The 23071-nt window shown below is 70.2% G+C and carries 21 protein-coding genes; 6 read left to right on the forward strand and 15 right to left on the reverse strand.

The annotated features are described in order from the left end of the window. Positions 1-14 precede the first annotated feature (14 nt). Positions 15-1178 carry an LLM class flavin-dependent oxidoreductase gene (locus ACFSXZ_RS30710; protein ID WP_378268903.1) on the forward strand — a complete coding sequence of 388 codons (1164 nt, stop codon included), beginning with the start codon at positions 15-17 and terminating at the stop codon, positions 1176-1178. Here the strand turns inward: ACFSXZ_RS30710 and ACFSXZ_RS30715 are convergent. The 8 genes from ACFSXZ_RS30715 to ACFSXZ_RS30750 all read right to left on the reverse strand — a co-directional run bounded on the left by ACFSXZ_RS30715 (position 1097) and on the right by ACFSXZ_RS30750 (position 8247). Continuing rightward, positions 1097-2695 carry a dipeptide ABC transporter ATP-binding protein gene (locus tag ACFSXZ_RS30715; RefSeq protein WP_378268904.1) on the reverse strand — a complete coding sequence of 533 codons (1599 nt, stop codon included), beginning with the start codon at positions 2693-2695 and terminating at the stop codon, positions 1097-1099. The genes ACFSXZ_RS30710 and ACFSXZ_RS30715 overlap by 82 nt on opposite strands. Further along, on the reverse strand, positions 2688-3527 hold the full coding sequence (locus ACFSXZ_RS30720) for an ABC transporter permease (protein ID WP_378268905.1): 840 nt from the start codon (positions 3525-3527) through the stop codon (positions 2688-2690). Before ACFSXZ_RS30720 ends, ACFSXZ_RS30715 begins: the two co-directional genes overlap by 8 nt. Next, positions 3520-4491 carry an ABC transporter permease gene (locus ACFSXZ_RS30725; RefSeq protein ID WP_378268906.1) on the reverse strand — a complete coding sequence of 324 codons (972 nt, stop codon included), beginning with the start codon at positions 4489-4491 and terminating at the stop codon, positions 3520-3522. Before ACFSXZ_RS30725 ends, ACFSXZ_RS30720 begins: the two co-directional genes overlap by 8 nt. Further along, a complete protein-coding gene (locus ACFSXZ_RS30730; protein ID WP_378268907.1) occupies positions 4488-6095 on the reverse strand; it encodes an ABC transporter substrate-binding protein in 1608 nt (535 codons plus the stop codon). Before ACFSXZ_RS30730 ends, ACFSXZ_RS30725 begins: the two co-directional genes overlap by 4 nt. An 84-nt stretch (positions 6096-6179) precedes the next feature. Then, positions 6180-6731: an NADPH-dependent FMN reductase gene (gene ssuE / locus ACFSXZ_RS30735; protein ID WP_378268908.1), complete on the reverse strand. Its 552-nt coding sequence runs from the start codon at positions 6729-6731 to the stop codon at positions 6180-6182. 42 nt (positions 6732-6773) lie between these two features. Then, complete coding sequence (locus ACFSXZ_RS30740) at positions 6774-7166, reverse strand: rhodanese-like domain-containing protein (protein WP_378268909.1); 393 nt, start codon at positions 7164-7166, stop codon at positions 6774-6776. After that, positions 7163-7672, reverse strand: a complete 510-nt coding sequence (locus tag ACFSXZ_RS30745) for a cysteine dioxygenase (RefSeq protein ID WP_378269098.1) — start codon at positions 7670-7672, stop codon at positions 7163-7165. The genes ACFSXZ_RS30740 and ACFSXZ_RS30745 overlap by 4 nt, the downstream gene beginning before the upstream one ends. An 86-nt stretch (positions 7673-7758) precedes the next feature. Beyond that, positions 7759-8247 carry a beta-class carbonic anhydrase gene (locus ACFSXZ_RS30750; protein ID WP_378268910.1) on the reverse strand — a complete coding sequence of 163 codons (489 nt, stop codon included), beginning with the start codon at positions 8245-8247 and terminating at the stop codon, positions 7759-7761. A gap of 459 nt (positions 8248-8706) precedes the next feature. On the opposite strand from ACFSXZ_RS30750, the gene ACFSXZ_RS30755 reads away from it, so the two are divergent. Genes ACFSXZ_RS30755 through ACFSXZ_RS30765 form a run of 3 tightly spaced genes read left to right on the forward strand, consistent with a single transcriptional unit; the run spans position 8707 to position 11454 of the window. Then, positions 8707-9780, forward strand: a complete 1074-nt coding sequence (locus ACFSXZ_RS30755) for an ABC transporter substrate-binding protein (RefSeq protein ID WP_378268911.1) — start codon at positions 8707-8709, stop codon at positions 9778-9780. A 5-nt stretch (positions 9781-9785) separates the two neighbouring features. Continuing rightward, complete coding sequence (locus ACFSXZ_RS30760) at positions 9786-10592, forward strand: ABC transporter ATP-binding protein (RefSeq protein ID WP_378268912.1); 807 nt, start codon at positions 9786-9788, stop codon at positions 10590-10592. After that, a complete protein-coding gene (locus ACFSXZ_RS30765) occupies positions 10579-11454 on the forward strand; it encodes an ABC transporter permease (protein ID WP_378268913.1) in 876 nt (291 codons plus the stop codon). The genes ACFSXZ_RS30760 and ACFSXZ_RS30765 overlap by 14 nt, the downstream gene beginning before the upstream one ends. 18 nt (positions 11455-11472) lie before the next feature. Here the strand turns inward: ACFSXZ_RS30765 and ACFSXZ_RS30770 are convergent, their stop codons facing one another. The 3 genes from ACFSXZ_RS30770 to ACFSXZ_RS30780 all read right to left on the reverse strand — a co-directional run bounded on the left by ACFSXZ_RS30770 (position 11473) and on the right by ACFSXZ_RS30780 (position 15393). Beyond that, entirely contained in the window at positions 11473-12651 is a 1179-nt protein-coding gene (locus ACFSXZ_RS30770) for an ROK family transcriptional regulator (RefSeq protein WP_378268915.1), read from the reverse strand. Between the two features lie 194 nt (positions 12652-12845). Continuing rightward, on the reverse strand, positions 12846-14069 hold the full coding sequence (locus tag ACFSXZ_RS30775) for an AMP-binding protein (RefSeq protein WP_378268916.1): 1224 nt from the start codon (positions 14067-14069) through the stop codon (positions 12846-12848). 190 nt (positions 14070-14259) lie between these two features. Further along, a complete protein-coding gene (locus ACFSXZ_RS30780; RefSeq protein ID WP_378268918.1) occupies positions 14260-15393 on the reverse strand; it encodes an isochorismate synthase in 1134 nt (377 codons plus the stop codon). A gap of 502 nt (positions 15394-15895) precedes the next feature. Between ACFSXZ_RS30780 and ACFSXZ_RS30785 the strand changes: the two genes are divergently transcribed. After that, complete coding sequence (locus ACFSXZ_RS30785) at positions 15896-16297, forward strand: VOC family protein (protein WP_378268919.1); 402 nt, start codon at positions 15896-15898, stop codon at positions 16295-16297. Between the two features lie 54 nt (positions 16298-16351). Here the strand turns inward: ACFSXZ_RS30785 and ACFSXZ_RS30790 are convergent, their stop codons facing one another. Beyond that, positions 16352-17065: a helix-turn-helix domain-containing protein gene (locus ACFSXZ_RS30790; protein WP_378268921.1), complete on the reverse strand. Its 714-nt coding sequence runs from the start codon at positions 17063-17065 to the stop codon at positions 16352-16354. A gap of 619 nt (positions 17066-17684) precedes the next feature. Between ACFSXZ_RS30790 and ACFSXZ_RS30795 the strand changes: the two genes are divergently transcribed. Beyond that, entirely contained in the window at positions 17685-19739 is a 2055-nt protein-coding gene (locus ACFSXZ_RS30795) for a phosphocholine-specific phospholipase C (RefSeq protein ID WP_378268923.1), read from the forward strand. Positions 19740-19833: 94 nt separating this feature from the next. Here ACFSXZ_RS30795 and ACFSXZ_RS30800 read toward each other — a convergent pair whose 3' ends face one another. From ACFSXZ_RS30800 to ACFSXZ_RS30810, 3 genes are all read right to left on the reverse strand, one after another. Beyond that, entirely contained in the window at positions 19834-20934 is a 1101-nt protein-coding gene (locus tag ACFSXZ_RS30800) for a zinc-binding dehydrogenase (protein ID WP_378268924.1), read from the reverse strand. Next, the gene (locus ACFSXZ_RS30805; protein WP_378268926.1) at positions 20927-22174 is read right to left on the reverse strand and encodes an acyl-CoA dehydrogenase family protein; all 1248 of its coding nucleotides are present in this window, start codon (positions 22172-22174) and stop codon (positions 20927-20929) included. The genes ACFSXZ_RS30800 and ACFSXZ_RS30805 overlap by 8 nt, the downstream gene beginning before the upstream one ends. A 138-nt stretch (positions 22175-22312) precedes the next feature. Next, entirely contained in the window at positions 22313-22984 is a 672-nt protein-coding gene (locus ACFSXZ_RS30810; protein ID WP_378268927.1) for a GntR family transcriptional regulator, read from the reverse strand. Positions 22985-23071: the final 87 nt, after the last annotated feature.

The raw sequence follows: 23071 nt of genomic DNA on the forward strand, positions 1-23071 counted from the left end.
AGAAGGAGATCCGCATGTCCCGCGCCCCACTCGGCGTTCTCGACCTGGTGCCGATCCCGTCGGGCGCCACGGCTGCCGACGCCCTTCGCAACAGCGTCGATCTGGTGCGGCGCACCGAAGAATTCGGCTACACGCGCTACTGGTTCGCCGAACACCACCTCAACCCCGGGGTCGCCGGGGTTTCACCCGCGGTGGTGATCGCGCTCACCGCCGCTTCGACGTCGACGATCCGGCTCGGCTCTGGCGTGGTGCAGCTGGGGCATCGCACTCCGCTGTCCGTCGTGGAGGAGTTCGGCCTGATCGACGCGCTGTTCCCGGGCCGGCTCGATCTCGGGCTCGGCCGGTCCGGTGGCGGACCCACCCCGCGGAGCGCCCCTTCGTCCAATGTGGACTCGTCCGGCCACGCGCCGAACGGGCTGCGCATCCCGCCCCGGTTCGCCGTGGAAAAGCTGGCTTCCTCACCTCGGTTCCGCGTCCACCAGGCGCTGCTCAAACAGCCTGGCGCGCAAACGCCCGACTATGCCGACCAGGTCGCCGAGGTCCTCGATCTGTTGAGCGGGACCTACCGCGGCGACGAGGGTCTCGAAGTGCGTCCCGTGCCCGGCGCGGGTGCGCGCGTGCAGGTGTGGATCCATGGCAGCAGCGGCGGAACGAGCGCGATCGCCGCCGGAAAGCACGGCCTTCGGTTCGGCACGAACTACCACGTCGCGCCCTCGGGAGTGCTGGACGCCGTCGAGGCATACCGGGCGGCTTTCCAGCCTTCCGCGGATCTTTCCCGCCCCTACGTGATCGTCTCCGCCGACGTGGTCGTCGCCGAAGACGAGGCGAGCGCACGGGAACTCGCGACCGGATACCCCTTGTGGGTGCGCAGCATCCGGACCGCCGAGGGAGCCATCCCGTTCCCCGCGCCCCACGAAGCCCGCCGCCATGTCTGGACCGACGAGGACCGGCGACTGGTCGCCGATCGGGTGGAGACCCAGTTCGTCGGCTCCCCGGCCCAGGTCGCCGACGGGCTGGAACTGCTCCAGGACGCCACCGGAGCCGACGAACTGCTGATCACCACCATCACCCACGACCACCGCGACCGGATCCGGTCCTACGAGTTGCTGGCGGCCGAATGGTCGGGCCGCGGCGGTGCGGAAGCCCCCGGTATCGCGGCCAGCAACTCCCTCGTGTAATCGTGTCCGGGGCGGCTGAACACCTGATCCGCCGTCCCGTACTCGACCAGGGCCCCGTGCCGCATCACCCCGACGTGATCGGCGATCTGCCGCACCACGGCCAGATCGTGCGAGATCACCAGGTAGGTCAGCCCCAGTTCCTCCTGCAGGCGCACCAGCAGTTCGAGAATCCGCGCCTGCACCGACACGTCGAGCGCCGACACCGGTTCGTCGCACACGAGCAGATCGGGCCGCAACGCCAGGGCACGGGCGATCGCGACCCGCTGGCGCTGCCCTCCGGACAACTCCGCCGGCTTGCGGCCCGCCAGGGTGGCCGGGAGCGCCACCTGATCGAGCAACCCCGCCGCATCGCTCCGGCCGCCAAGGCCGAACGCGCGCAGCGGCTCCGTCACGATGTCGGCGACCGTCATCTTCGGATTCAGGGCGGCATAAGGGTTCTGATAGACCAGTTGCATCCGCCGCCGCAACCGGCGTAACGGCTCTCCCGTCAGCGTCGTGATGTTCTGGCCGTCGAACTGGACGGTACCCGCCGAAGGCGTCTCCAGCCTGAGCAGGAGCCGCGCGGTGGTCGACTTCCCGGATCCGGATTCGCCGACCAGCGCGAGGGTCTGGCCCCGCCTCAGCGAGAAGGAGACACCGTCGACGGCGGTGATCGAACCGAAACGCTTACGCAGCCCGGAAACCTCGACCAGTACCGGACCACCTTCGCGCGGTGGCCGTGGCGAGTAGTCCGCCAGGCTGGGTGCGGCCGCGAGCAGTTGCCGCGTGTAGGCGTGCGTCGGAGCGGCGAGCAGTTCCCGGGCCGGCGCGCGCTCGGCCACCCTGCCCCGCGACAGCACGACGATCTCGTCCGCACGATCCGCGGCGACCCCGAGATCGTGGGTGATCAGCAGCAGCGCCAGATTGTCCCGGGCCGCCAGCTCGCCCAGGTAATCGAGAATGCGGCACTGCACCGTCACGTCCAGCGCGCTCGTCGGCTCGTCGGCGATGATCAGCTTCGGTCTCCCGGCGAGCGCGGCGGCGATCAGGGCGCGTTGCCGCAACCCGCCCGACAGCTCGTGCGGGTACTGCCTCGCGCGCAGGCGGGGGTCCGCGATGCCCGCGCGGGCGAGCAGGTCGACCGCCTCACTGGGAGCGGCCCTGCGGGTGGCGAGGCCGTGCACGACCAGTGCCTCGGCGACCTGGTCGCCGACCCGGCGCACCGGGTTGAGCGCCACCCCCGGATCCTGCGGCACGAGCGCGACCTCCCTTCCGCGCACCGCACGCCAACCGCGTTCGGACAACCTCGTGAGGTCACGGCCGGCGAAGGTGATCGAGCCCCGCACGATCCGCCCGCCACGGGGCAACAGGCCGAGCACCGCATGCGCGGTCGTACTCTTGCCGGATCCGGACTCGCCGACCAGCGCCACGGCCTGTCCACTGCGGACGGTCAGCCGCACACCGTCCAGTGCCGGGATCGTGCCGCGTCTGGTGCGGTAGGCGACCTCGAGTCCGTCTATCACCAGCAGCTCAGGCATGAAGTTCTCCGTCCAGGGCGCGGGAAATCCGGTTCACCGAAAGCACGACCGCGGCGATCACCAGCCCCGGCAGCGTGGTCATCCACCAGGCGCTGGCCAGGTAGGCGCGGCCGCCCGCGACCAGCGAGCCCCATTCCGGAGCCGGCGGCGCCGCGCCGTAACCGAGAAAGCTCAGCGCGGAGATCTCCAGCACCGCCGTGCCCAGGGTGAGCACGGCGAGCACCACGACCGGACCGGCCGCGTTGGGCAGGATGTGCCTGGCCAGCACGGTGAAGGGACGCACGCCGGCCGCTCCGGCCGCCTCGACGTAGGGGCTGGTGCGCACGCGCAGCACTTCGGCACGCATGAGCCGGGCGAAATGCGCCACGTTCGCCACGCCCACCGCGACGGCCACCTTCCCGGTGCCGAAACCCAGTGCGGTGACCAGCGCCAGCGACAACAGGATCGCCGGAACCGCGAGCAGCACGTCGGTGAGCCGCATCGACACGGTGTCGGCCAGGCCGCCCAGTGCGCCCGCGGCGAGGCCGAGCGCCGAGCCGGCGAGCACCGCGATCAGTACGGCCGCCACCGTGGCGCCCAGCGAAAGCGCCGAGCCGTGCACGACCCGGGCGAACACGTCGCGGCCGGTTTCGTCGGTGCCGAAAAGGTGTGCCGCCGACGGCGCACTCAGCTTCTCCCTGGGGATGCCGGCCAGGGGGTCGTGGGTGGTGAACAACCCTGGCGCCGCGGCCCATCCGGTGACGAAGACGAGGACCGCGGCGGAGGCCACCAATCCGGGCCGTCGCACCAGGAACCGCACGCGGCCGGCGGCCGGCGCACTGAACTCAACCATGGACCAGCTCCTTGCCGGCCAGGCGCGACGGGTCACGCCGCAGCCTCGGGTCGAGCAGCGGGTAGAGCAGGTCGACCAGCAGATTGATCGTCACGAAGAAGAACGCCGCGAGCACGATCACCGCCTGCACCACCGGGATGTCCTGCGCGTTGACCGCGGCCGTGGTGACGCGGCCGACGCCGTCGCGTGAGAACACCGTCTCGGTCACCACCGAGCCGGCCAGCAACCCGCCGGTGACCACCCCGGTCATGGTCAGCGCGGGCATCGCCGCGTTCCGCAGCGCGTGTCCGAAGTGGACACGAGCGCGGCCCGCTCCACGCGCTCGCGCGGTCTCCACGTATGGCTGGGCGAGCTGCGTGCGCAGGCTCTTCGCCAGCACCTGGGCGATGACCGCGCCGGTGGGCAGGGCGAGGGTGACCGCGGGCAGGATCACCGAAGCGAATCCGTGATCGCCCAGCGCGGGCAAGAGCCTGAGCTGGAACGAAAAGGTCTGGATCAGGACCAGCCCCACCCAGAACACCGGCAGGGAAATGCCCGCCGGCGGCAGGGAAAGCAGCAGATTCCCCAGCCATTTCGACCGGGTGTAGGTGGCGGCGAACGCCGTGCCCGCCCCGCCGGCGACGGCGAGCACGAGCGCGAGCCCGGTCACTGCCAGCGTGGCCGGCAGCGCGGTCAGCACCAGGTGTGTGGCGCTGTCCCCGGTGGCGATGGACCTTCCGAAGTCGCCGTGCAGCGCGGCGAACAGGCGCTTGCCGTACTGCACCGGCCACGGATCCGACAGTCCGTACTCCGCCCGGGCCCGCGCCAGATCCGCGGCGGTGACCGTCATCGCGCCCTCACCGCCGCCGAGTTTGGCGAGCACGGCGTCACCGGGCATCAGGTACAGGATCACGAACGACAGCGTGAAAGCCGCCCACAGCACGACTATGGCCTGCGCGGCCCGTCGAAGGAGATGGCCGCTCACGAGCCCGACACCCAGGTGTCGAACAGCTGGAGCCGCGAAGACGCCTCGAACGCGACCTGATGGGCCGTCGGGCCGACCGCGACCACCTGAGTCAGCTCGAACACCGGAATCGCGTAGGCGTGTTCGACGATCAGCCGCTGCGCCTGCTCGGCGGCCGGTCCGCGGGTGCCCGGGTCGCTCGCGGCCGCCTGCCGGTCCAGCGCGTCGTCGAGCGGGGTACCCGCCGGCAGTTTGCCCAGGTTGCGTGCCTTGGTGGAGAAGAAGTTCCGCAGGATGTCCGGGTCCGCGCGGGTGGTGTTGTACCACAGGAAATCGTAGTCACCGGTCTGCTGGACCTGCAGGCTTTCGGTGGCGGTGCGCGGCGCCGGCCTGAGGTCGAACCCGACCTTGCGGAGCTGCTGCTGCACCAGCTCCAGCACACTCTGGCTCTGGTTGAACACCGGCGCGAAGATCACTTCGGCGGACAGCCGGCCACCGTCCTTCACCCGGATTCCGTCAGGCCCGGGCACCCAGCCCGCCGAGTCCAGCAACCGTCCCGCACCGGCCGGGTCGTAGGCCAGTTCGGCGGACAGGTCGGTGTAGAACGGCGTGGTGGACGCGAGAACGCTCGTGGCGGGCTTGTAGTTCGGGCTGAGGACGGTGTCGGCGACCTCTTGGCGATCGACGGCTTTGTCCACCGCCTGCCGCACCCGTTCGTCGGTCAGCACTCCCCTGGTCACGTTCGCCTGCAGGCTGAACACGAAGCCGGGGTTCGGGCGGGTCAGCTCAGTGAACCCGTTGCCCTGGAACTGCTTCTCGTCGACCGGCTGCACCTCGGTGGTCGCGCTCAACTGTCCCGAAAGGAGGCTTCCGGTGCGCACGCCCGGTTCCGGGACGATCTTGTAGTCGACCCGGTCGAGGTAGGCCTCCCCGTGGTGCCGCCACAGCGACGAACCCCAGTTGTAACCGGCGCGCTTGACCACCACCACGTCGGAGTTCTTGGTGAAGCTGGAGAACACGAACGGACCCGACCCGGTCAGCCCGTCGCCCTGGCAGCGCTCCTCTGCCGTTTTCCGGTACGCGGACGGGGAAAGCAACCCCAGCGACATGGTGGAACTCGCCTGGAGGAACTGGGCGCTCGGGGCGGAGAAGTCGACGCGGACCGTGCGCGGGTCGAGCACGGTCGCGCCACGGTAGGCGGCGAGGTAACCGGCGCCGAGCAGTGCCTTCGCGCCCAGCGCCTTGATGGCGTCGAAATTGGTCTTCACCGCCGCCGCGTCGACCGGGGCGCCGTCGGAGAAGGTGGCGCCGGAGGCCAGGTGGAAGGTGAAGCTGGTGGAATCGCCATTGCCTTCCCACTTCTCGGCCAGCCAGGGTTTGAGTTCCCCGGTCGCCGGGTCCTGGTCGGTGAGGGAGTCGACAAGCTGGCGGCCGACGTTGAGGCTGGCGTTGGTGCCCGCCTGCTGGGGGTCGAGGCAGTCGGGGTTGGACCCGACCGCGATGGTGAGCGTGCCACCCGGCCGGGGCGGGCCGGAATCCGAGGTGGCCGCTCCCGGGGAGCAGGCCGTCAGCGCGAGCACGCCCGCGGCGAGGGAGACGAATTTTGCCGGGGAGAAGGAAGACACGCCATGACGGTAAGCGATTCTTCCCGTTTCCGAGCCGGTTCCCATACCGTGAACTGTCCTTTGCGGACGATCATCGGAGTACGCTCAGGAAACCGCTGCCACGGATGGGTTTCTGTTCAGAGCGTTCGTAAATCCATCCACAATGGACATCAGAGGTGCTTCGATTTCCGGGTTCGGCACGGCGCGCCCGCCCACGATGTCGATCAGCTTGTCCAGCACGAAGTAGCCGGGCACCACGTGACCGGCGCCCATCGACTGCAACATCGGCCGGAACGCGTAGTCGACCGCCAGGACGTGTGCCGTGCTACCGCCGGTGGCCAGCGGCAGCACGGTCTTCCCGGCGAGCGCGAACTGCGGCAGGAGGTCGAGCAGTGACTTGAGCAGCCCGCTGTAGGAGGCCTTGTACACCGGCGACGCGACGATCAGCCCGTCCGCGCCGGCGATCGCCGATGCGACCGCCGCGATGTCCGGGTGCGCGGCGTCACCGGCCAGCAGTGGCGCGGGCGGGAGTTCGCGGACGGCACTCACCCCGACCTCGTGGCCCTGGGCGCGCAACCGCGCCGCCAGCGTCTCGACCAGTGCCTGTGTCCGTGAGGTCGCCGACGGGCTTCCGGACAGCGCGAGAATCCTGGGCATGGGGGGTCCCTTCCAAGGTCACAGTGCGGTGGGCGCGGAACGTCAGGGGACGGGCGGGGTTCCGCCCTCGCGAACGGGCAGGCCGGCGGCCGCCCACGCGCGGAAACCTCCGGCGAGGTCCGTGGCGTTCCGCAGGCCGATCCGTTTCAGGTCACGGGCGGCGAGACTGGAGGCATAGCCTTCGTTGCACACCACGATCACGATCGCGTCCTCGGTGACCTCGGGCAGCCGGTAGGCGCCGTGGGGGTCGAGCCGCCACTCCAGGACGATCCGCTCCACCGGCACCGAACCGGGGATCTCTCCTTCGGCGACGCGGTTGTGCAGTGGCCTGATGTCGACCAGCAACGCGCCCTCCTGCCGCAGCGCGTCGGCCTCATGCGGGCCGATCCGGCGGAGTTCCGCGCGCGCCGCGCGCAGGTAGTCGTCGGCGGTCATGGGGCGAACACCGTCAGCGAGGGGATTTCGTCCGGAATGTGGTACAGGCTCTCGTACTCCCGCGTCGGCACCAGGGGCGGCGAGTAGGCGTGCACGCTCACCGCCGGGGCTTCGGAGGAGTTGCGCAGGACATGGGCGTGCCCGGGACCGAACCCGATGGCGGTGCCCGCCCCCCGGGTGGCGCGGCGGACCGGCCGTCCGGGGTAGCGGTAGGTCTCGGAGAGGTCGCCGCTCAAGACCGCGAACGCGCCCGCGGCGCCACCGTGGTCGTGCGGGGCGGTGCCCTGACCGGGAAGCCACGACAGCAGCCACACCTCGACCTCGGGGGTCAGCGCGAGCCGGGTCCACCACCGCTTGGCCGGTCCATAACGGACCAGGTCCCACAGCGGCGCGGCCATCGTGCCGATCATTTCCGCGGTCACCGCGCGCAACTCGGCGCCGGTCCACACCGGAGCGCCGGCGTCGAGGATCAAGCCCAGGCGCGACCCGGCGAGCCGGGGATGCATGGCGGCGTCCTGACTGAATTCGGAGATGGTGTCCACGCGACCTTTCAGTGCCTCTCTTGCTTGTGCCGGCTCCCGCGGAGACGGTCTCATTTCACTTCGCCGAGTTTGCCGGTGGCGACGTCGAAAACGAAACCCCGGACGGAATCGGTGTGCGGGATGAAGGGGCTCGCCTTGATCCGCGCGATCGACTGGCGGACGTCGGCGGCGGGGTCGGGGAAGGCTTCGGCGGCCCAGGCCGGCTTGATCCCGGTCTCGGCCTCGATGTCACGCTTGAAGCCGTCGTCGGTGAAGGTCAGCATCCCGCAGTCCGTGTGGTGGATCAGGATGATCTCCCGCGTGCCCAGGAGCCGCTGGCTGATCGCGAGCGAGCGGATCTCGTCCTCCGTCACCACACCGCCGGCGTTGCGGATGACGTGCGCCTCGCCCTCCTTCAGGCCCAGAGCCCCATAGACGTTCAGCCGCGCGTCCATGCACGCCAGCACGGCGACTCCCTTGGCGGGCGGCAAAGGCAGCGGGCCGGTGAAGTTTTCGGCATAGCGGGCGTTGTTGGCCAGCAATTCGTCGGTGACCGACATCGCGTCCTCCGTATTTCGTGAAGCCCGGAAAATAATTTCCCCTTCCGGCGCGCGGCCGGAACACGATCCAGGTTAGACGTTTTCCGGCGAAATCGAAGGCGTCCCAAATCGCGGTACCGGCAACGCCGGCTCCGGCGACGGCGCCGTGACCGCGGACCGCGCCGTGCCGCGTCCGGCCTGCGCCGGGGCGGTCGTGCCGACCGTCACGATGGAGTCATCGCGGGGTCCCCGCACCGCGGCCATTGATTTCTTTCTGAACAAAATAATCCGAGATCTTTTCACCGCGTTAAGAACGGCGCGAACGAAATTCCGCGCAGCTCAGCGCGGGGCGGCCCGGTGATCTCCGTGAGCGTGCTTCCGCGCGGAAGTCAAGCGTCGTCCCAGCGGCCGGATACCGGTGGAACGCGGTCGCCTCACCTGCCAGCCTCATGCCATCCCCTTACACCGGAAAGGCCGATCATGGGTTCCCGCTACCGACGACTCCTGCCTGCCGCGCTGGCCGCGCTCACCCTGGCGGCCCTCCTGGCCGGTTGCTCCCGCGCCGATCGGGCCACCGGTGACACCGGCGGATCCGGCGGGCAGGACAAGGGCGCCGCCGCCGAAGTCCGGCTCGGGTACTTCCCCAACGTCACCCACGCCCCGGCGATCGTCGGCGTGGACCGCGGCCTGTTCACCGGCAGGCTCGGCGCCACCAAACTGACCACCCAGACCTTCAACTCCGGCACCGACGAGGCGAACGCCCTGCTGGGCGGCTCGCTCGACATCGGCTTCATCGGTTCCGGCCCGGCCATCAACGCCTTCGCCAAGTCCGGCGGGACGATCAAGGTGATCTCGGGCGCGGTCTCCGGCGGCGCCCAGCTGGTGGTGAAACCGGACATCACCACACCGGCACAGCTCAAGGGGAAGACCGTCGCCACCCCGTCCAAGGGCAACACCCAGGACGTGTCGCTGAAGAAATGGCTGTCCCAGAACAAGCTCACCGACCAGGTGAACGTCGCCAACCTCGACAACCCGCAGACCTTCGACGCCTTCCGCAAGGGTGACGTGGACGGTGGCTGGCTTCCGGAACCGTGGTCGTCCCGTCTCGTGGTCGACGCCGGGGCGAAGGTCCTGGTCGACGAGAAGTCGCTGTGGCCGCAGGGCCGCTTCCCCACCACGGTCGTGGTCGTCCGCAGTCAGTTCCTCGCCGAGCATCCGGCGACCGTGAAGGCCGTGCTCCAGGGCACCGTCGACGCGATCGACTGGGCGGGCGCCCATCCCGCCGAAGCCGCCACCGCGGTGAACGACGGCATCGAGAAGCTGACCCACAGCAAACTGTCCCAGGCCGTGCTGGACCGCGCCTTCAGCGGCATCACCCTCGACATCGATCCCGACAGCGCCACCTACTCGCAACTGGCCCAGGACTCGGTGACCGCGGGTGTCGTGAAGACCGCGCCGGGCCTGCAGGGCTTCCTCGACCTGAAGACGCTCAACGAACTACTGGCCGGACAACACAGGCCCGCGCTCGACGCGGCCGGGCTGGGTAACGGGTGAGAAACATGACCATGACCGCCGAAACCACCTCGTCCGAACGCTCGACCGCCGTCGCGGTCCGGCTCGAAGGAGTCGCCAAGACCTTCGGCGACACCGGCAGGAACACCGGGACCGTCGTCGCGCTCGACCGCCTCGACCTGACCGTGGCGCCGGGAGAGTTCGTCTGCGTGCTCGGCGCTTCGGGTTGCGGCAAGAGCACGCTGCTCAACATCGTCGCCGGGCTCGACGAACCCACGACCGGCACGGTCACGCGCGACACGGCGCGACCGGCCATGATGTTCCAGGACAGCGCGCTGATGCCGTGGTTGTCCGCCGTGCGCAACGTCGAACTTCCCTTACGGCTCAACGGTTTCGGGCGATCGGCTCGCCGCGCCACGGCGCTGGAACTGCTGGACCTGGTGCGCCTGTCCGACGCGGCGGGCAAACGACCGCACGAGCTGTCCGGCGGGATGCGGCAGCGTGTCGCGCTCGCCAGGGCGCTCGCCGCCACGCACCAGCGGGAGGGCGAGCGGGGACGGGCCCTGTTGCTGATGGACGAACCGTTCGCCGCGCTCGACGCGATCACGCGGGACGTGCTCCAGGCCGAACTCCAGCGCATCCACCGCCGCACCGGCACCGCCGTCCTGTTCGTCACGCACGACGTCCGGGAGGCGGTGCGGCTCGGGGAACGCATCGTCCTGCTCTCCTCGCGCCCCGGACGGGTCGTGGCCGAGTGGCGGAACGACGGACACGGTGAGGACTTCCGCCACGCCCTGACGGAGGAGATCAACGCACGGCTGCGGGAGGCGATCAGCACTCATGGCACACCCTGACCACGTCGCCGACCTCGACGCCGTCCGCTCCGGGCTGGACGTCCTCGACGCCCCGCCCGCTCCCACCGCACGGCGGCCCGGACGGCGGTTCGCGCGCACCGTGCTACCCCCGCTCGTCGCGGTGGTGGTCGCCGTCGCGGTCTGGCAACTGCTCTGGGCGGCCGCGTTCTGGCCGGAATACAAGCTGCCCGCGCCGCTGACGGTGTGGGACGAGTTCTGGGCCAGGGTGTCCGACGGATCGGTGTTCGGCATCGTCTGGACGTCCATGCACCGCGCGGTCATCGGATTCGCCGTCGGCGTCGTGATCGGCACGCCGCTCGGACTGCTGGTGGCCCGCCTCCCGCTCGTGCGCTCCGCGATCGGCCCGCTGCTGTCCGGGCTGCAGAGCCTGCCCTCGGTGGCCTGGGTGCCCGCCGCGGTGCTGTGGTTCGGCATCAAGGACGGCGCGATCTACTTCGTGGTGCTGCTGGGTTCGGTGCCCTCGATCGCCAACGGCCTGGTCTCCGGGATCGACCAGGTCCAGCCGATCCTGCTGCGGGTCGGCACCACGCTCGGGGCAGGCCGCCTGGCCGCCGCGCGGCACATCCTGCTGCCCGCCGCGCTGCCCGGCTACCTCGCCGGGCTGAAACAGGGCTGGGCGTTCTCCTGGCGGTCGCTGATGGCCGCGGAACTGATCGCCGTGTCACCACAACTCGGCCTCGGCCTCGGCGCGTATCTGGAGCAGGGCCGCAGCTTCAGCGACATGCCCACCGTGTTCGCCGCGATCCTGCTGATCCTGTTCGTCGGCATCGGCGTCGACCTGCTGCTGTTCCGGCCACTGGAACGGTCCGTGCTGCGGGCCCGCGGCCTCGCTCCGGCCTAGTCACACCGAAGCGAGCACTCACACCGAAGCGAGCACGGCCAGCGGGTTCTGGTAGAGCTGGTCCAGCAGGCCCGTGCACGCGGCCATCGCCTGGACGTCGGGCCCGAACCGGGTGACCTGAACGATCCCGTGACCGGGCAGCGTGGTAGTCGCGGCGAACGCGCCGAGGAGGTCGTCGAGGAAGTCCGGCGCCTCGGTGACGGCCTGACCGCCCAGCACCACGAGTTCGGGGTCGAGCACGTCCCGGAGGACGCCCACGGCCTTGCCCAGCATCACGGCCCGGTCGCGCAGGATTCCGGCGGCCTCTTCCCCGCCCGCTTCGGCGGCCCGCCTCAGCGCGGAGATGTCCGGGTCCGCGATCACGCCCCGCCGCATCGCCTCCTCGACCACGGTGCCTTCCGCCACGGTGACTTCCAGGCAGCCGGTTCTGCCGCAGGGGCAGGCGACGTCACTGCCCACGTCGAGGTGCGCGATGTTCCCGGCACCGCCCGGACCGCGGTGCAGCCTGCCGTGCACCGCCACCGCCATGCCGACCACCTGGCGGGCATAGAAGTACAACAGGCTCCCCGCCCGCTGGGCCGCGCCGAACAGCAGTTCCGCGTTGGCCATCGCCGGCACGTGCCCGTCCACGTACACCCGGAGCCCGGTGGCGCGCCGGAGCAGGTCGCCCACCTCGACCCCGGCCCAGCCGAGCCGGTCGTGACTCACCGTGCCGCCCGACGGGTCGACCTGACCACCGGTGGCGAAGCCGAGCCCGATGACCGTACGCGTGGGCCAGCGCCTCAGGAAGGTCCGCACCCGTGCGGCGATCCGGACCAGGGCGTCCTCGGGAGGGCCCGCCGGGGTCGGGATGCGCTCGCTGCCGAGCAGGCGGCCGCGGGGGGTGGTCAGGCCGTAGGTGGTCGTGGCGACCCCGACGTGCACGCCACACGCGGCCACCACGCCGTCGTCGATGTCCACCAGCATCCCGGGCCTGCCGACACCGCCGGAGCGCCGGCGGTCCGGAAACTCCCGCAACAGGCCCAGCCCGGTCAGCGTGGCCACCTGGCGACTGACCGTCGGAGCGCTCAGCGAGGTCTCCGACCCGATCGACCCGCGCGAGAGCGGACCCTTGTCACGGACGACGGTCAGCACGGCGGCCGCGTTGGCCTCGCGCACACCACCGGTCTCCGTCACCGCGGGTGCGAACGTGCTCACCCTTCCCCTGCCCTGGCTCGATCGACGATTTCCTCGTCATGAAACCGGCCGCGGCCGGGCCAGTCAAAGCAGTCCACCAGCCGGAACCCCGGCGACCGGGACACCGGGCTCGTGCACGGACCTTCACGGAACCGAATGGGGGATCCGGGGAGCCGGGATCGCCCCTTCGGACTCGGTCCGCTTGCCATCGATCGTCACCGGGACACCGGTCCGGCCGCGCAGGCAAAGCTGGCCCAGGTCGTCCAGGAAACCCAGGTCGCCGGTGCGGTACCAGACCTCGCCGCCGTCGCGGACGAACCGCGAGTTGGTTTCCCGCGGGTCGTCGAGGTGCGGTACGGCGTCCGGATCCACACTTCGCCGTCGACGAGCCGCAGGTCGGTCTCCGGCAGCGGCCTGCCGACCGGCTGGATACCGGGCACCGGCTCGCCGACCTCGTGACAGAACTTGGCCAGCGTGGTCTCCGGCGGGCCGTACAGGTTGATCACGCGCGTGTCCGGAAACCGTTCGCGCCACCGGGAAACCGTGACGTCGCTCAACGGTTCACCGGCGAAGAACGACAGCCGCAGCCCGGACCACGGTTCAGCCGGACCGGCCGCGGCGAGCCAGCGGGTCGCCAGGCTGGGCACGGCGTGCACGGCGGTGATACCCGCGTCGCTCAGCCAGGCCGTGACACCACCGGGCCGCACGGCGACATCGGCGGGCGCGACGCACAGCGTCGCTCCCGCACCGAGCGGTGTGAACACGTCGCGCAGGAGGCCGTCCGACGACGGCCCGGTGAGCTGGGCGAAGCGATCGCCGGAACCGGCGAGGAAGCGGACCCGTTGCCACCGCACGAAGTGCGCAGCGGCGGCCTGTCTGCCCAGCACCGCCTTCGCCTCACCGGTCGTTCCGGACGTGAAGAACACGTAGGTGGCGCTCCCGCCCGCCGGCCCCACCGTGGGCAGCGGGCCGGCGAGGGAAAGACCGTCGGGCGAGAGGTGGCAAATGGGCACCCGGCCGGGCCGTTCGGCCGTGTCGGTGGATTTCTTTTCCTTGGCGGGCACCAGGTTCAGCGAGGCGGCCTCGATCGCGGACGCCTCGTCCGTCGCGAGCACCAGGTCCACGGCGGCCGTCTCGAGCATCGCGACGCGGCGCGCCGCGGGAAGTCCGGGATCGACCGTGACCAGCCGTACCGGCGCGGCGGCCGCCGCCAGAAGCGCGACCACGAAACCGATCCCGCACGGCCCGGTCACCGCGACCGTTCCGGCGCCCGCCTCGCGCAGTTCGTCGGCCAGGCGGTCGGCCGAACCCACCAGGTCCCAATAGGTCACGGCGCGACCGCCGGCCTCCACCGCGACCGATTCCGGCGCGGCGGCCGCGGCCTCGCGGACCAGGTCGGCCAGCGGAGCGGGGGGCAGCACGGGCAACTCGTCCGCCATCACGGTCAGGGTCCTCTCGCCTCGTGGGTTCACATCCGGGTCAGGCGGCCCGGAGACGGGAAAGGGCGCCGTACTGTGCCGGTCGTTACGAATCCGACCGCAGCCACGGCGGAAACGGGTCTTTGCAAGAGGTTCGGTTGCGGGCCGTCTCCGCCTACTTTTTGGCCGGATTGGTAACGCCACGCGACACTCATCGTTCGGCATCCCCGGCACCGAGGGCCGACAGCAAGGTGCGCAATTGCGCACTCGTCCCAGCGGCGCCCTCTTCCGGTGTGGAGGTCTCGACCACACCCGTGCCCGCGTACAGGCGCAGCGAGGCGTCGCGGAGTTCCCCGCACCGAAGCGCGATCGCCCATTCCCCGTCGCCCCAGGTGTCGGTCCAGCCGACGATCCCGGTGTAGAAGTCGCGCCGGAACGGCTCCACCTCGTTGATCACCTCACGGGCGGAGCCGTCCGGCCTGCCGCACACCGCCGGCGTGGGGTGCAGCGCGAGGGCCAGGTCGAGCGCCGTCACCCCTTCCCTCGGCAGCGCCGTGACACGGCTCGACAGGTGCCACATCTGCGCGGTGCGCAGCAGTTCGGGAAGCTTCGGCACACGGAGCCTCCGGCACAGCGGTGCCAGCGCGTCCGCCACCTTGTCGACCACCATGTGGTGCTCCTGGTGTTCCTTGACCGACCGCAGCAGTGCGGTGGCGTTGTGGCCATCTTGCACCGGGTCCGGATCGCGCGGCGCGGAACCGACGATCGGGTTGGCCAGTACCGTCCCGCAACGCCGTGACACCAGCAGTTCCGGGCTGGCGCCGAGCAGGGTCCGGCGCCCGAGATCGGTGGCGAAGACATAGGCGCTGGGGTCACTCGCGGCCAGTGCGGCGAGCAGTTCGGCGGGGCGGGGCGGCCGGTCCGCGATCAGTTCGGCCGACCGCGCGAGGACCACCTTCCGAAGATCTCCCGCGGTGATCCGGTCCAGCGCCCGGGCGACCGCGACCTGGTAGGCCCCGGGGTCGGGATCGTTCCACGACCATCGGACCGCGCTCACGCCCGCGGGCGTCGTCACGCTGCCCGGCACCATCGGCGCGGCGTGCCGGACCCGCTCGGACAGTCCCACCCTGGCCGGACGGCGGAGGTCGAACGGGAACGCCCCGACGAGCAACGTTCCGGGCCGGGCGTCCGCGAGCGCCGAGCGCGCCTCGTCCGGTGAAGTCAGTCCGAAGGCCGGAGACGGCGCCAGCACCACACCGCGGGGAGAGGCCAGGAAGAAGGATTCGGGCCGGTAGTCCCGTAACAGGGTGGCCACGGTGTCGTGTTCGCCGGCTCGTACGCTCAAGGGTTTTTCCCTTCGGTGCGAAGGTGGGACGGGTGTTTCCCGTTGAGGCTCAGAGTCGCCCGCCCGTCACCATTCATCGCGCATACCTCTGTGGGGGCGCCACCACTCCGCTGTGCTTGCGGTACCGAAGAAAGGCGGAGAACACACCGGGTCCGTCGGCGTGATTCCGATCGCGCAATTTCGCTACCGTCGGGAATGCTAGTCACGGAACCCGTCGCGACCCTCGTCCGGCGCTCATTGTTGAGCTTCATTTGAGGTTTGCCCGCCAGGCCGTGACCAGCCGTGCGCACCACGATTTCGGGGAGCCCACGTGCCTGCCGTACCGGATCCGGAAGATCGCTACCCGGGAAGGGCACCGACGTTATGTTATTCGCCGTGACCGGCGTTACCGGCGAGTATTTCTCGCATATCGGCCGTCGGGTGCCGGCACCGGGATACCGCGCCGGCGATCCTGTCCGATTCCTTCAAGAAAAGGACCTCCCCGCCGCCGTAGGGTGCCGGCATGACACCTCGTTTCGACCTGATCGGGCTGGCGGTCGCCGACATGGCGACGTCACTCGCGTTCTATCGCCGCCTCGGGTTCGAGATCCCCCCGGATTCGGACACCGAGCCACACGTCGAGGCGTCGCTGCCGGGCGGGCTGCGCCTGGCGTGGGACGCCATCGACAACATCCGCTCCTTTGATCCTGACTGGGTGAAGCCGGAGGGCGGCAGCCGCATCGGCCTGGCGTTCCTCTGCGACAGCCCGGAGGAGGTGGACGCGGTGCACGGCGAACTGACCGCCGCGGGATACCAGAGTCACAAGGAACCGTGGGACGCGTTCTGGGGCCAGCGCTACGCCACAGTGATCGATCCCGACGGCAACAGCGTGGACCTGTTCGCCCCGCTCCCGGCGGCTTCCTGACCTCCGAGCGAGCGGCCGGACCGGGGTAGGGGCTCCTCGCACCCGCGGCCGCCTTCAGGGCGCCAGCAATTGCCGCAGGGGCACGCCGGCCAGGTCCTTCACCTCCCGCGCGAGGTGTGCCTGGTCGGCGTACCCGGCGGTCACGGCCGCCGAGGCGCCGGCGTGCCCGCTCCTGGCGAGGTCGAGGGCGCGCTGGAGCCGGAGCACCCTGGCCAGCACCTTCGGCCCGTAACCCACCAGCGCGAGGAAGCGGCGGTGCAACTGCCGCTCACTCAGGCCGACCGCGTCCGCGGTGGCCGCGACCGAACGACCACCACGCAACAGGGCGACGGCGGCACGGATGTCGAGATCGGCCGACGGCGCGGTCCGCAACCGATCGTCGGCCACCCGCTCGAGCAGCCGCGCCTGGCCACCCATGGACGCCCTGGCTTCCCTGGCTTCCAGTGCCTCCAGCCGCTCGGCCAGCCGCCGTACACCGGCCGAAGGCCACAGCGCCGTCAGCGGAACCCGCTGATCCCGAAGTTCGTGAGCGGGCACGCCGAGGACGGAGGGACCCATGCCGGGCCCCAGCCGAAGCCCGACATACCGCGCGCCGGCGTGTTCGACGGTGACGTGGGCACGGGTGTCGGGCCCCGCGACCAGCAGCTCGCCGTCACACCAGATCAGGTCCATGCAGCCGTCGGGGAGGATCCGGGCATGCCCGGGTGCGACCGCGGTCCGCTGCCACACCACGGCGCCCTCGACCACCGACTCCCGCTCGACGTACATGCCACCAGAATCGCACGGCCAGGCGTGACCGTCGCTTCACGCGCCCGCGGAACGCGCAGCGCCGACCCGCGCTGCCCGCCGGACAACAGCGCGGAATCGACGAGGAACCGCTTTCCCACCACCGAACAAAAACCGCCGAGGCAAGATGATCATCCATTATGGATACATCGCGCCCGCCTGACGGCAGGCGAGGCCCGTCAGGTTATCAGTCGCGTATCTGTTGTGTTGTCAAGCATCCCCGGTGACTCCCTCACGAAGCGAAGCTCACCGTCTCCAGAACCCTACGCCCGGTCAGCCGAATCCCGGAACGAACCCGCAGCACTTCCACACCATCGCGTGAACCTCGCTCGAACATCTGTTTTTCGGCTCCCTGTTCGATAATCTCGGCACATGCAAGCACAGTCCTCCCCCATGCCGCAGGCCACCCTCGACGCCCCCTGCCACCCGCGCCCGCCACGGCGACGCCGGGTTCTCCTCGCCCGCCACCCTGCCCGGCGGAGGGCCACCGCCGGGCACGAGAGTTTCCCCGAAATTTCCCCCAGGGAAAGCAGAAAGCCGTCACCCGTCGGGACATACTGTCCCGTCAGTTCTCGACCCCAACCCGGCGGAGGCGGCCTTCATGAACCATGTCAACCGCAGGCGTTTTCTGCAACTGGCCGGCGGCACGGCGGCCGCATCGATGCTGTCGGACAGCATCGCTCGCGCGGCCGCGATCCCGGCCGACCGCCGCACCTCCAGCCTCCGCGACGTCGAGCACATCGTGGTGCTCATGCAGGAGAACAGATCGTTCGACCACTACTTCGGCACGCTGCGTGGGGTACGGGGATTCGGCGATCCCCGGCCAGTCGTCCTGCCCAGTGGCAAGCCGGTCTGGTACCAGTCGGACGGCAGCCGGGAGATCCTGCCGTTCCGGCCCGAGGCAGACAACCTCGGGCTCAAGTTCATCCAGGACCTCCCGCACGGCTGGAACGACACACACGCCGCCTGGAATCAGGGCCGGTACGACGGGTGGGTGCCGGCCAAGGGCACCACATCGATGGCCTACCTCACCCGGGAGGACATTCCCTTCCACTACGCGCTCGCGGACGCCTTCACCATCTGCGACTCCTACCACTGTTCGTTCATGGGTTCCACCGACCCGAACCGCTATTACCTGTGGTCGGGCTGCACGGGCAACAGCGACACCGGTGGCATCGGTGGCGGGCCGGTTCTCGGCAACGACGAGGCCGGGTACTCGTGGACGACCTATCCCGAGCGACTGGAGAAGGCCGGGGTTCCGTGGAAGATCTACCAGGACATCGGGGACGGGCTGGACGCCGGAGGCTCCTGGGGGTGGATCCCGGACGCCTACCGCGGCAACTACGGCGACAACTCGCTGCTGTACTTCACTCCCTACCGCGACGCGAAGCCTGGCGACCCGTTGTACGACAAGGCACGGACGGGCACCAACGCCAAGCAGGGCCAAGGATTTTTCGACATCTTCGCGGCCGATGTGAAGTCCGGGAACCTGCCCGCGATTTCCTGGATCGTCGCGCCCGAGGCGTTCTGCGAACATCCCAACTGGCCGGTGAACTACGGCGCCTGGTACATCGCGCAGGTCTTGGACGCGCTCACGGCGAACCCAGCGGTATGGAGCAAGACGGCGCTGTTCATCACCTACGACGAGAACGACGGGTTCTTCGACCACGTGATCCCGCCCTACGCGGCGCCATCACCAGACCACGGAAAGTCCACTGTGGACGTCCGCGCCGAGTTGTACGCGGGATCGGCCGCCCACCCGGCGGGTCCGTACGGTCTCGGCCAGCGCGTCCCGATGCTGGTGGTCTCGCCCTGGAGCAAGGGCGGCTGGGTCTGTTCCGAGGTCTTCGACCACACCTCCGTGATCCGGTTCATGGAGCGGCGCTTCGGCGTACACGAACCCAATATTTCGGCCTGGCGGCGGGCGGTGTGCGGCGACCTCACCTCGGCCTTCGACTTCGCCCGTACCGAGGGTGGGTTTCCGTCGCTGCCGGACACCGCGGGCTATGTTCCGCCAGACCGCGACCGCCACCCCGACTACGTGCCCGCCGTGCCGGCCAATCCGGTCCTGCCCCGGCAGGAGCGCGGTCTCCGTCCCGCCCGGCCGCTCCCCTACGACCTGGCCGCGGACGCGAAGCTCACGGACGGACGGCTCACGATCACCTTCGCCAACCTCGGTCAGGCAGGCGCGACCTTCCTCGTGACCTCGGCCTCGACGGCGGGTGGGCCGTGGACCTATACCGTCGAGGCGGGCAAGGAGCTGTCGGGCGATCTGGCCCTGCCGGCCGGTGGGCCGTACGACTTCACCGTGCACGGTCCCAACGGCTTCCTGCGCCGGTTCACGGGCAGCACTGCTGGGCCTGAGGTGAGCGCCGGCCATGACGGACGCTCCGGCGGGGTGAGGCTGGTCCTGACCAATGAGGACGGCGTCCCGTCGCGGTTCACCGTCACCGACGCGTACGGCCACCGCCGGACCACGACGCACACGGTGCCGCCCGGCGCGAAGGTCGTCGTGCCGGCCGATCTGAAGAGAAGCAACAACTGGTACGACATTTCGGTGACCTGCGACAGGGACACGACTTTCCTCCGACGTGTGGCAGGCCATATCGAGACGGGGTACGCGAGCACCAGCGACCCGGCCATCCTCACCGGCTGAGGTCTGGTGGAGCGCCGATACCTGAGCAGGTCGCGGGCGGAACGACCCGTTCGCGACCTGCCTCGGCCTTCGAAGGGAGCGCGCGCTCACCGGGTCAGGACGGCATCTTCAGCACTCCGGTCACGACCTCGTGACCGAGCGCCGCTCGCAGCGCCTGGTCCGCCTCGTCGAGCGTGAATGTCTTGCTCAGCACAGGCGCCGGGTCGAGGAGCCCGCGTTCCAGCAAGGTGGCGAACCGGGGCAGGTCCCAGCGATTGCGGGTGTTGCCGTACTGACAGCCGATGATCGTCTTGCTGGTCACCGTGAGATCCACGACGGGCAGGGTCACGGTGGTGTCCCTCGACTCCCATCCGGTGGGCACCATCGTCCCGCCGCGCCTGGTCATCGTGAGCGCCTGGGCGAACGCCGACGGCGGGCCCGCGGCCTCGAACACGTAGTCGGCGCCGCGCCCTTCGGTGAGCCCCCGCACGAACTCGACCGGGTCGCCGTCGGCGGGGTCGTGCACGGCGGTCGCGCCCACCGCGAGCGCGATCTCGCGACGCTCCGCTCTCGGCTCCACGACCACGATTTCGGCGGCGCCCGCCAGGCGCGCGCCCTGCACCATCCACAGTCCGATCGCCCCGGCGCCCAGCACGGCCACCGAGGAACCCGGGGTCACGCGGGCGATGTTGACCACGGCCCCGACGCCACTGGTCAACCCGCAGCCCAGGAGGGAAAGCTCGATATCGCCCACCGAGGAGTCCACCGCTACGACGCAGCTTTCCCGGAGGACCATCCGCTCGGCGAAGGTGCCCACGCCGCCGTCGGAGTGCACCGGCGTGCCGTCCTCACGCGCCCCGATCACCCAGGGCGGCACGATCCCGCCCACGATGTCGACACACTGGTATTCCTGCCCGCGCACGCAATAGAAACAACTGCCACACGCCGGGGTGCCCGCGATCACGACCCGCTGGCCCGGCCGGACGTGGGTGACCCGCGACCCCACCTCCTCGACGATCGCCGACGCGGCATGGCCGAGCACCGTGGGCGGCGCGGCCAGCAACTTGCCGATCGACGACAGCGCGTCGGTGATGCAGACGTCCACCGCCAGGATCCGCACGACGATCTCGCGCGGCCCGGGGTCGCGCAGGCGGATCGTCTCCATCCGCAACGGAGCGCCCACCTCGTGCAGCACGGCCGCCCGGGTCTCACGCATCGGTGATCCCGAGGTGGTCACGGCCCCTGTCTTCGTCGATGAACTCGACCAGCACGTTGAACCGGTGTCCCCAGGCCATCGACATGTCACGCCAGATGCGCTGCATCCGCTGCCCGTCCTCGGCCGCCGCGGAACCGGCCGTGCGGAACAGCGTCTCCTGCATCGCTTCCCAGCTCAGCCACATGCTTTCCCGGCCGAGCACCTGGATGTCGAGGTCGACGGAGCGCGTGAACGGCCGCTCGCCGCTCACCCCGGCGCGGCAGGCGTCGAGGTACTGCTCCGCCGCCTCCGTGACAAGCGCTTCCGCCGCGCGGAGCTTGGCGGTCGCCTTGCCCAGCCAACGCTGGTAGTGCGCGTTGTGCATGCGGAGCACGACCGGTGGCCGGCCGGTCTTCTTCGCCCGGATGATGTTCTCGTACTCGTCCAGCGCCCCCAGCGCCATGCCCACCACCAACGCCGCGAAGTCGAGAGAAAACAGGCTCAGCGTGCGGCCGGCGTAGAGCGGATTGCGGTGCACCCGGTAGCCCTCCGTACCGCCGGTGACGTCCGCGTCGATGAGGAACAGGTTCTCGATCACGGAATCCTCCGGGAGGACCGCGCCGTCGAAGCGGACGCTGTTCGATCCGCTCCCCTTCAACCCGAGGGTGGTGCCCCAGTCGTCGAGCATGGTCCAACTCGAACGGGGGGCGAGAAACAACGCGGGCGGCCCGATCGGCACTCCGTTCGGTTCGGCGGCGGGCAGCGCCTGCCCGAGGTAATGCGTCGCGTAGGGCGCTCCGGAGGCGTAGCCGTGGGTCCCGTCGACGCGCCATCCTCCGTCGACCCGGGTGACCGTGCCCGCCGGCGCCGACACCGACGGGCACAGGAAATCCCCGCCACCGAACGCCTCCGCCTGCACGTGCCCGGGGAACCAGGTGGCGACCTGCACCGCGTGATGCGCGGCGAGGCAGACACACCAGGCGGTCGACGGACACCCCCGCGCGAGTTCCTTGATCACGGTGGCGAACGTGCCCGGATCGACCTCGTGGCCGCCGTACCGCCGCGGCACGAGAGCCCGGTAGAAGCCCGCGCGGCGGAAGGCCTCATGGGTGTCCGCCGCGCAGCGGGTTCGCTTCTCGGTCTCCGCCTGGCGTTCGATGAGTTCGGGCACGAACGCCTTGGCTCTGGCGATCAGTTCGCCCGGGGCGAGGCCGGGTTCGGCCTCACCTTCCCGTGAAGGCACGGTGTCGGTGACGGGCATCGGTCCGCTCCTTAGCGGTAGGTGTGGTCGCCGGGGGCACGCCTCGATCGCCCTCCGTTCCGCGGCACGCGCTCAGATTGTATGATCGTATGACAAAATTCCCGGTTGTGGAAGAAGTTTTCCTTGACGGGAAAGGAATCAGCGGCAGAGTGCGATGCGGCGAAGGCCGGCCTCGGTGATCCGCGCGCGGTGCCGGTCGCAGGCCGCGATGGCTCGCCGGGCGTCGCGTGCCGCGAGCGCCGAGTAGATTTCGCGCAACTCCGCGGCGATTTCGGCCCCGCTGCCGGGTTCGGTCACGGCGAGCGACATGACCAGTCCCGCCTGCACGCGAAGACCCTGGAGCAAAGCGATGGTCCCCGTGCTTCCCGTGCCACGGAGCATGACGACGAAGAACCAGTCGCGGGCGCGCATCAGCTCTTCCGGCGCGGGATCCTCCGCGACCACGCGCTCCAGCTCTCCCAGCGCACGGCCGAGTGCCCCCAGCTGGGCATCGGAGGCGTTCGCGACGAACCGGCGGACGGCGACCTCTTCCAGCATGTGCCGGACCTCGTCCACCTCGGCCATGTCGCTCGGCCGCGGATGCGCCACCACGGCACCGCCTTCGGACTCCGTCACCATGCCCAGCTCGGCCAGTTCGGTCAGCGCTTCCCTGACCGCGAGGCGGCCGGCACCGGTGAGACTGGCCAGCACATCGCCCGGGATGGCGTCACCGGGGCGGGCATCGCCGCGCAGAACCCATCGGATCACGGTGTCACGGACCATCCGCGAATCGGCCACGGGCCCACTTGCCCCGTCATCGTCGATGGGCACGGCGCGATCGTAGCAGCGCGGCGGCGCCGTCATCAACGCGCGAACACGTGGCCCGGCAAAGTCCACTGTGGACTCTCCGGGGGCGGT

This window comes from Amycolatopsis pigmentata (assembly GCF_042684065.1).
Lineage (GTDB): Bacteria > Actinomycetota > Actinomycetes > Mycobacteriales > Pseudonocardiaceae > Amycolatopsis_E > Amycolatopsis_E pigmentata.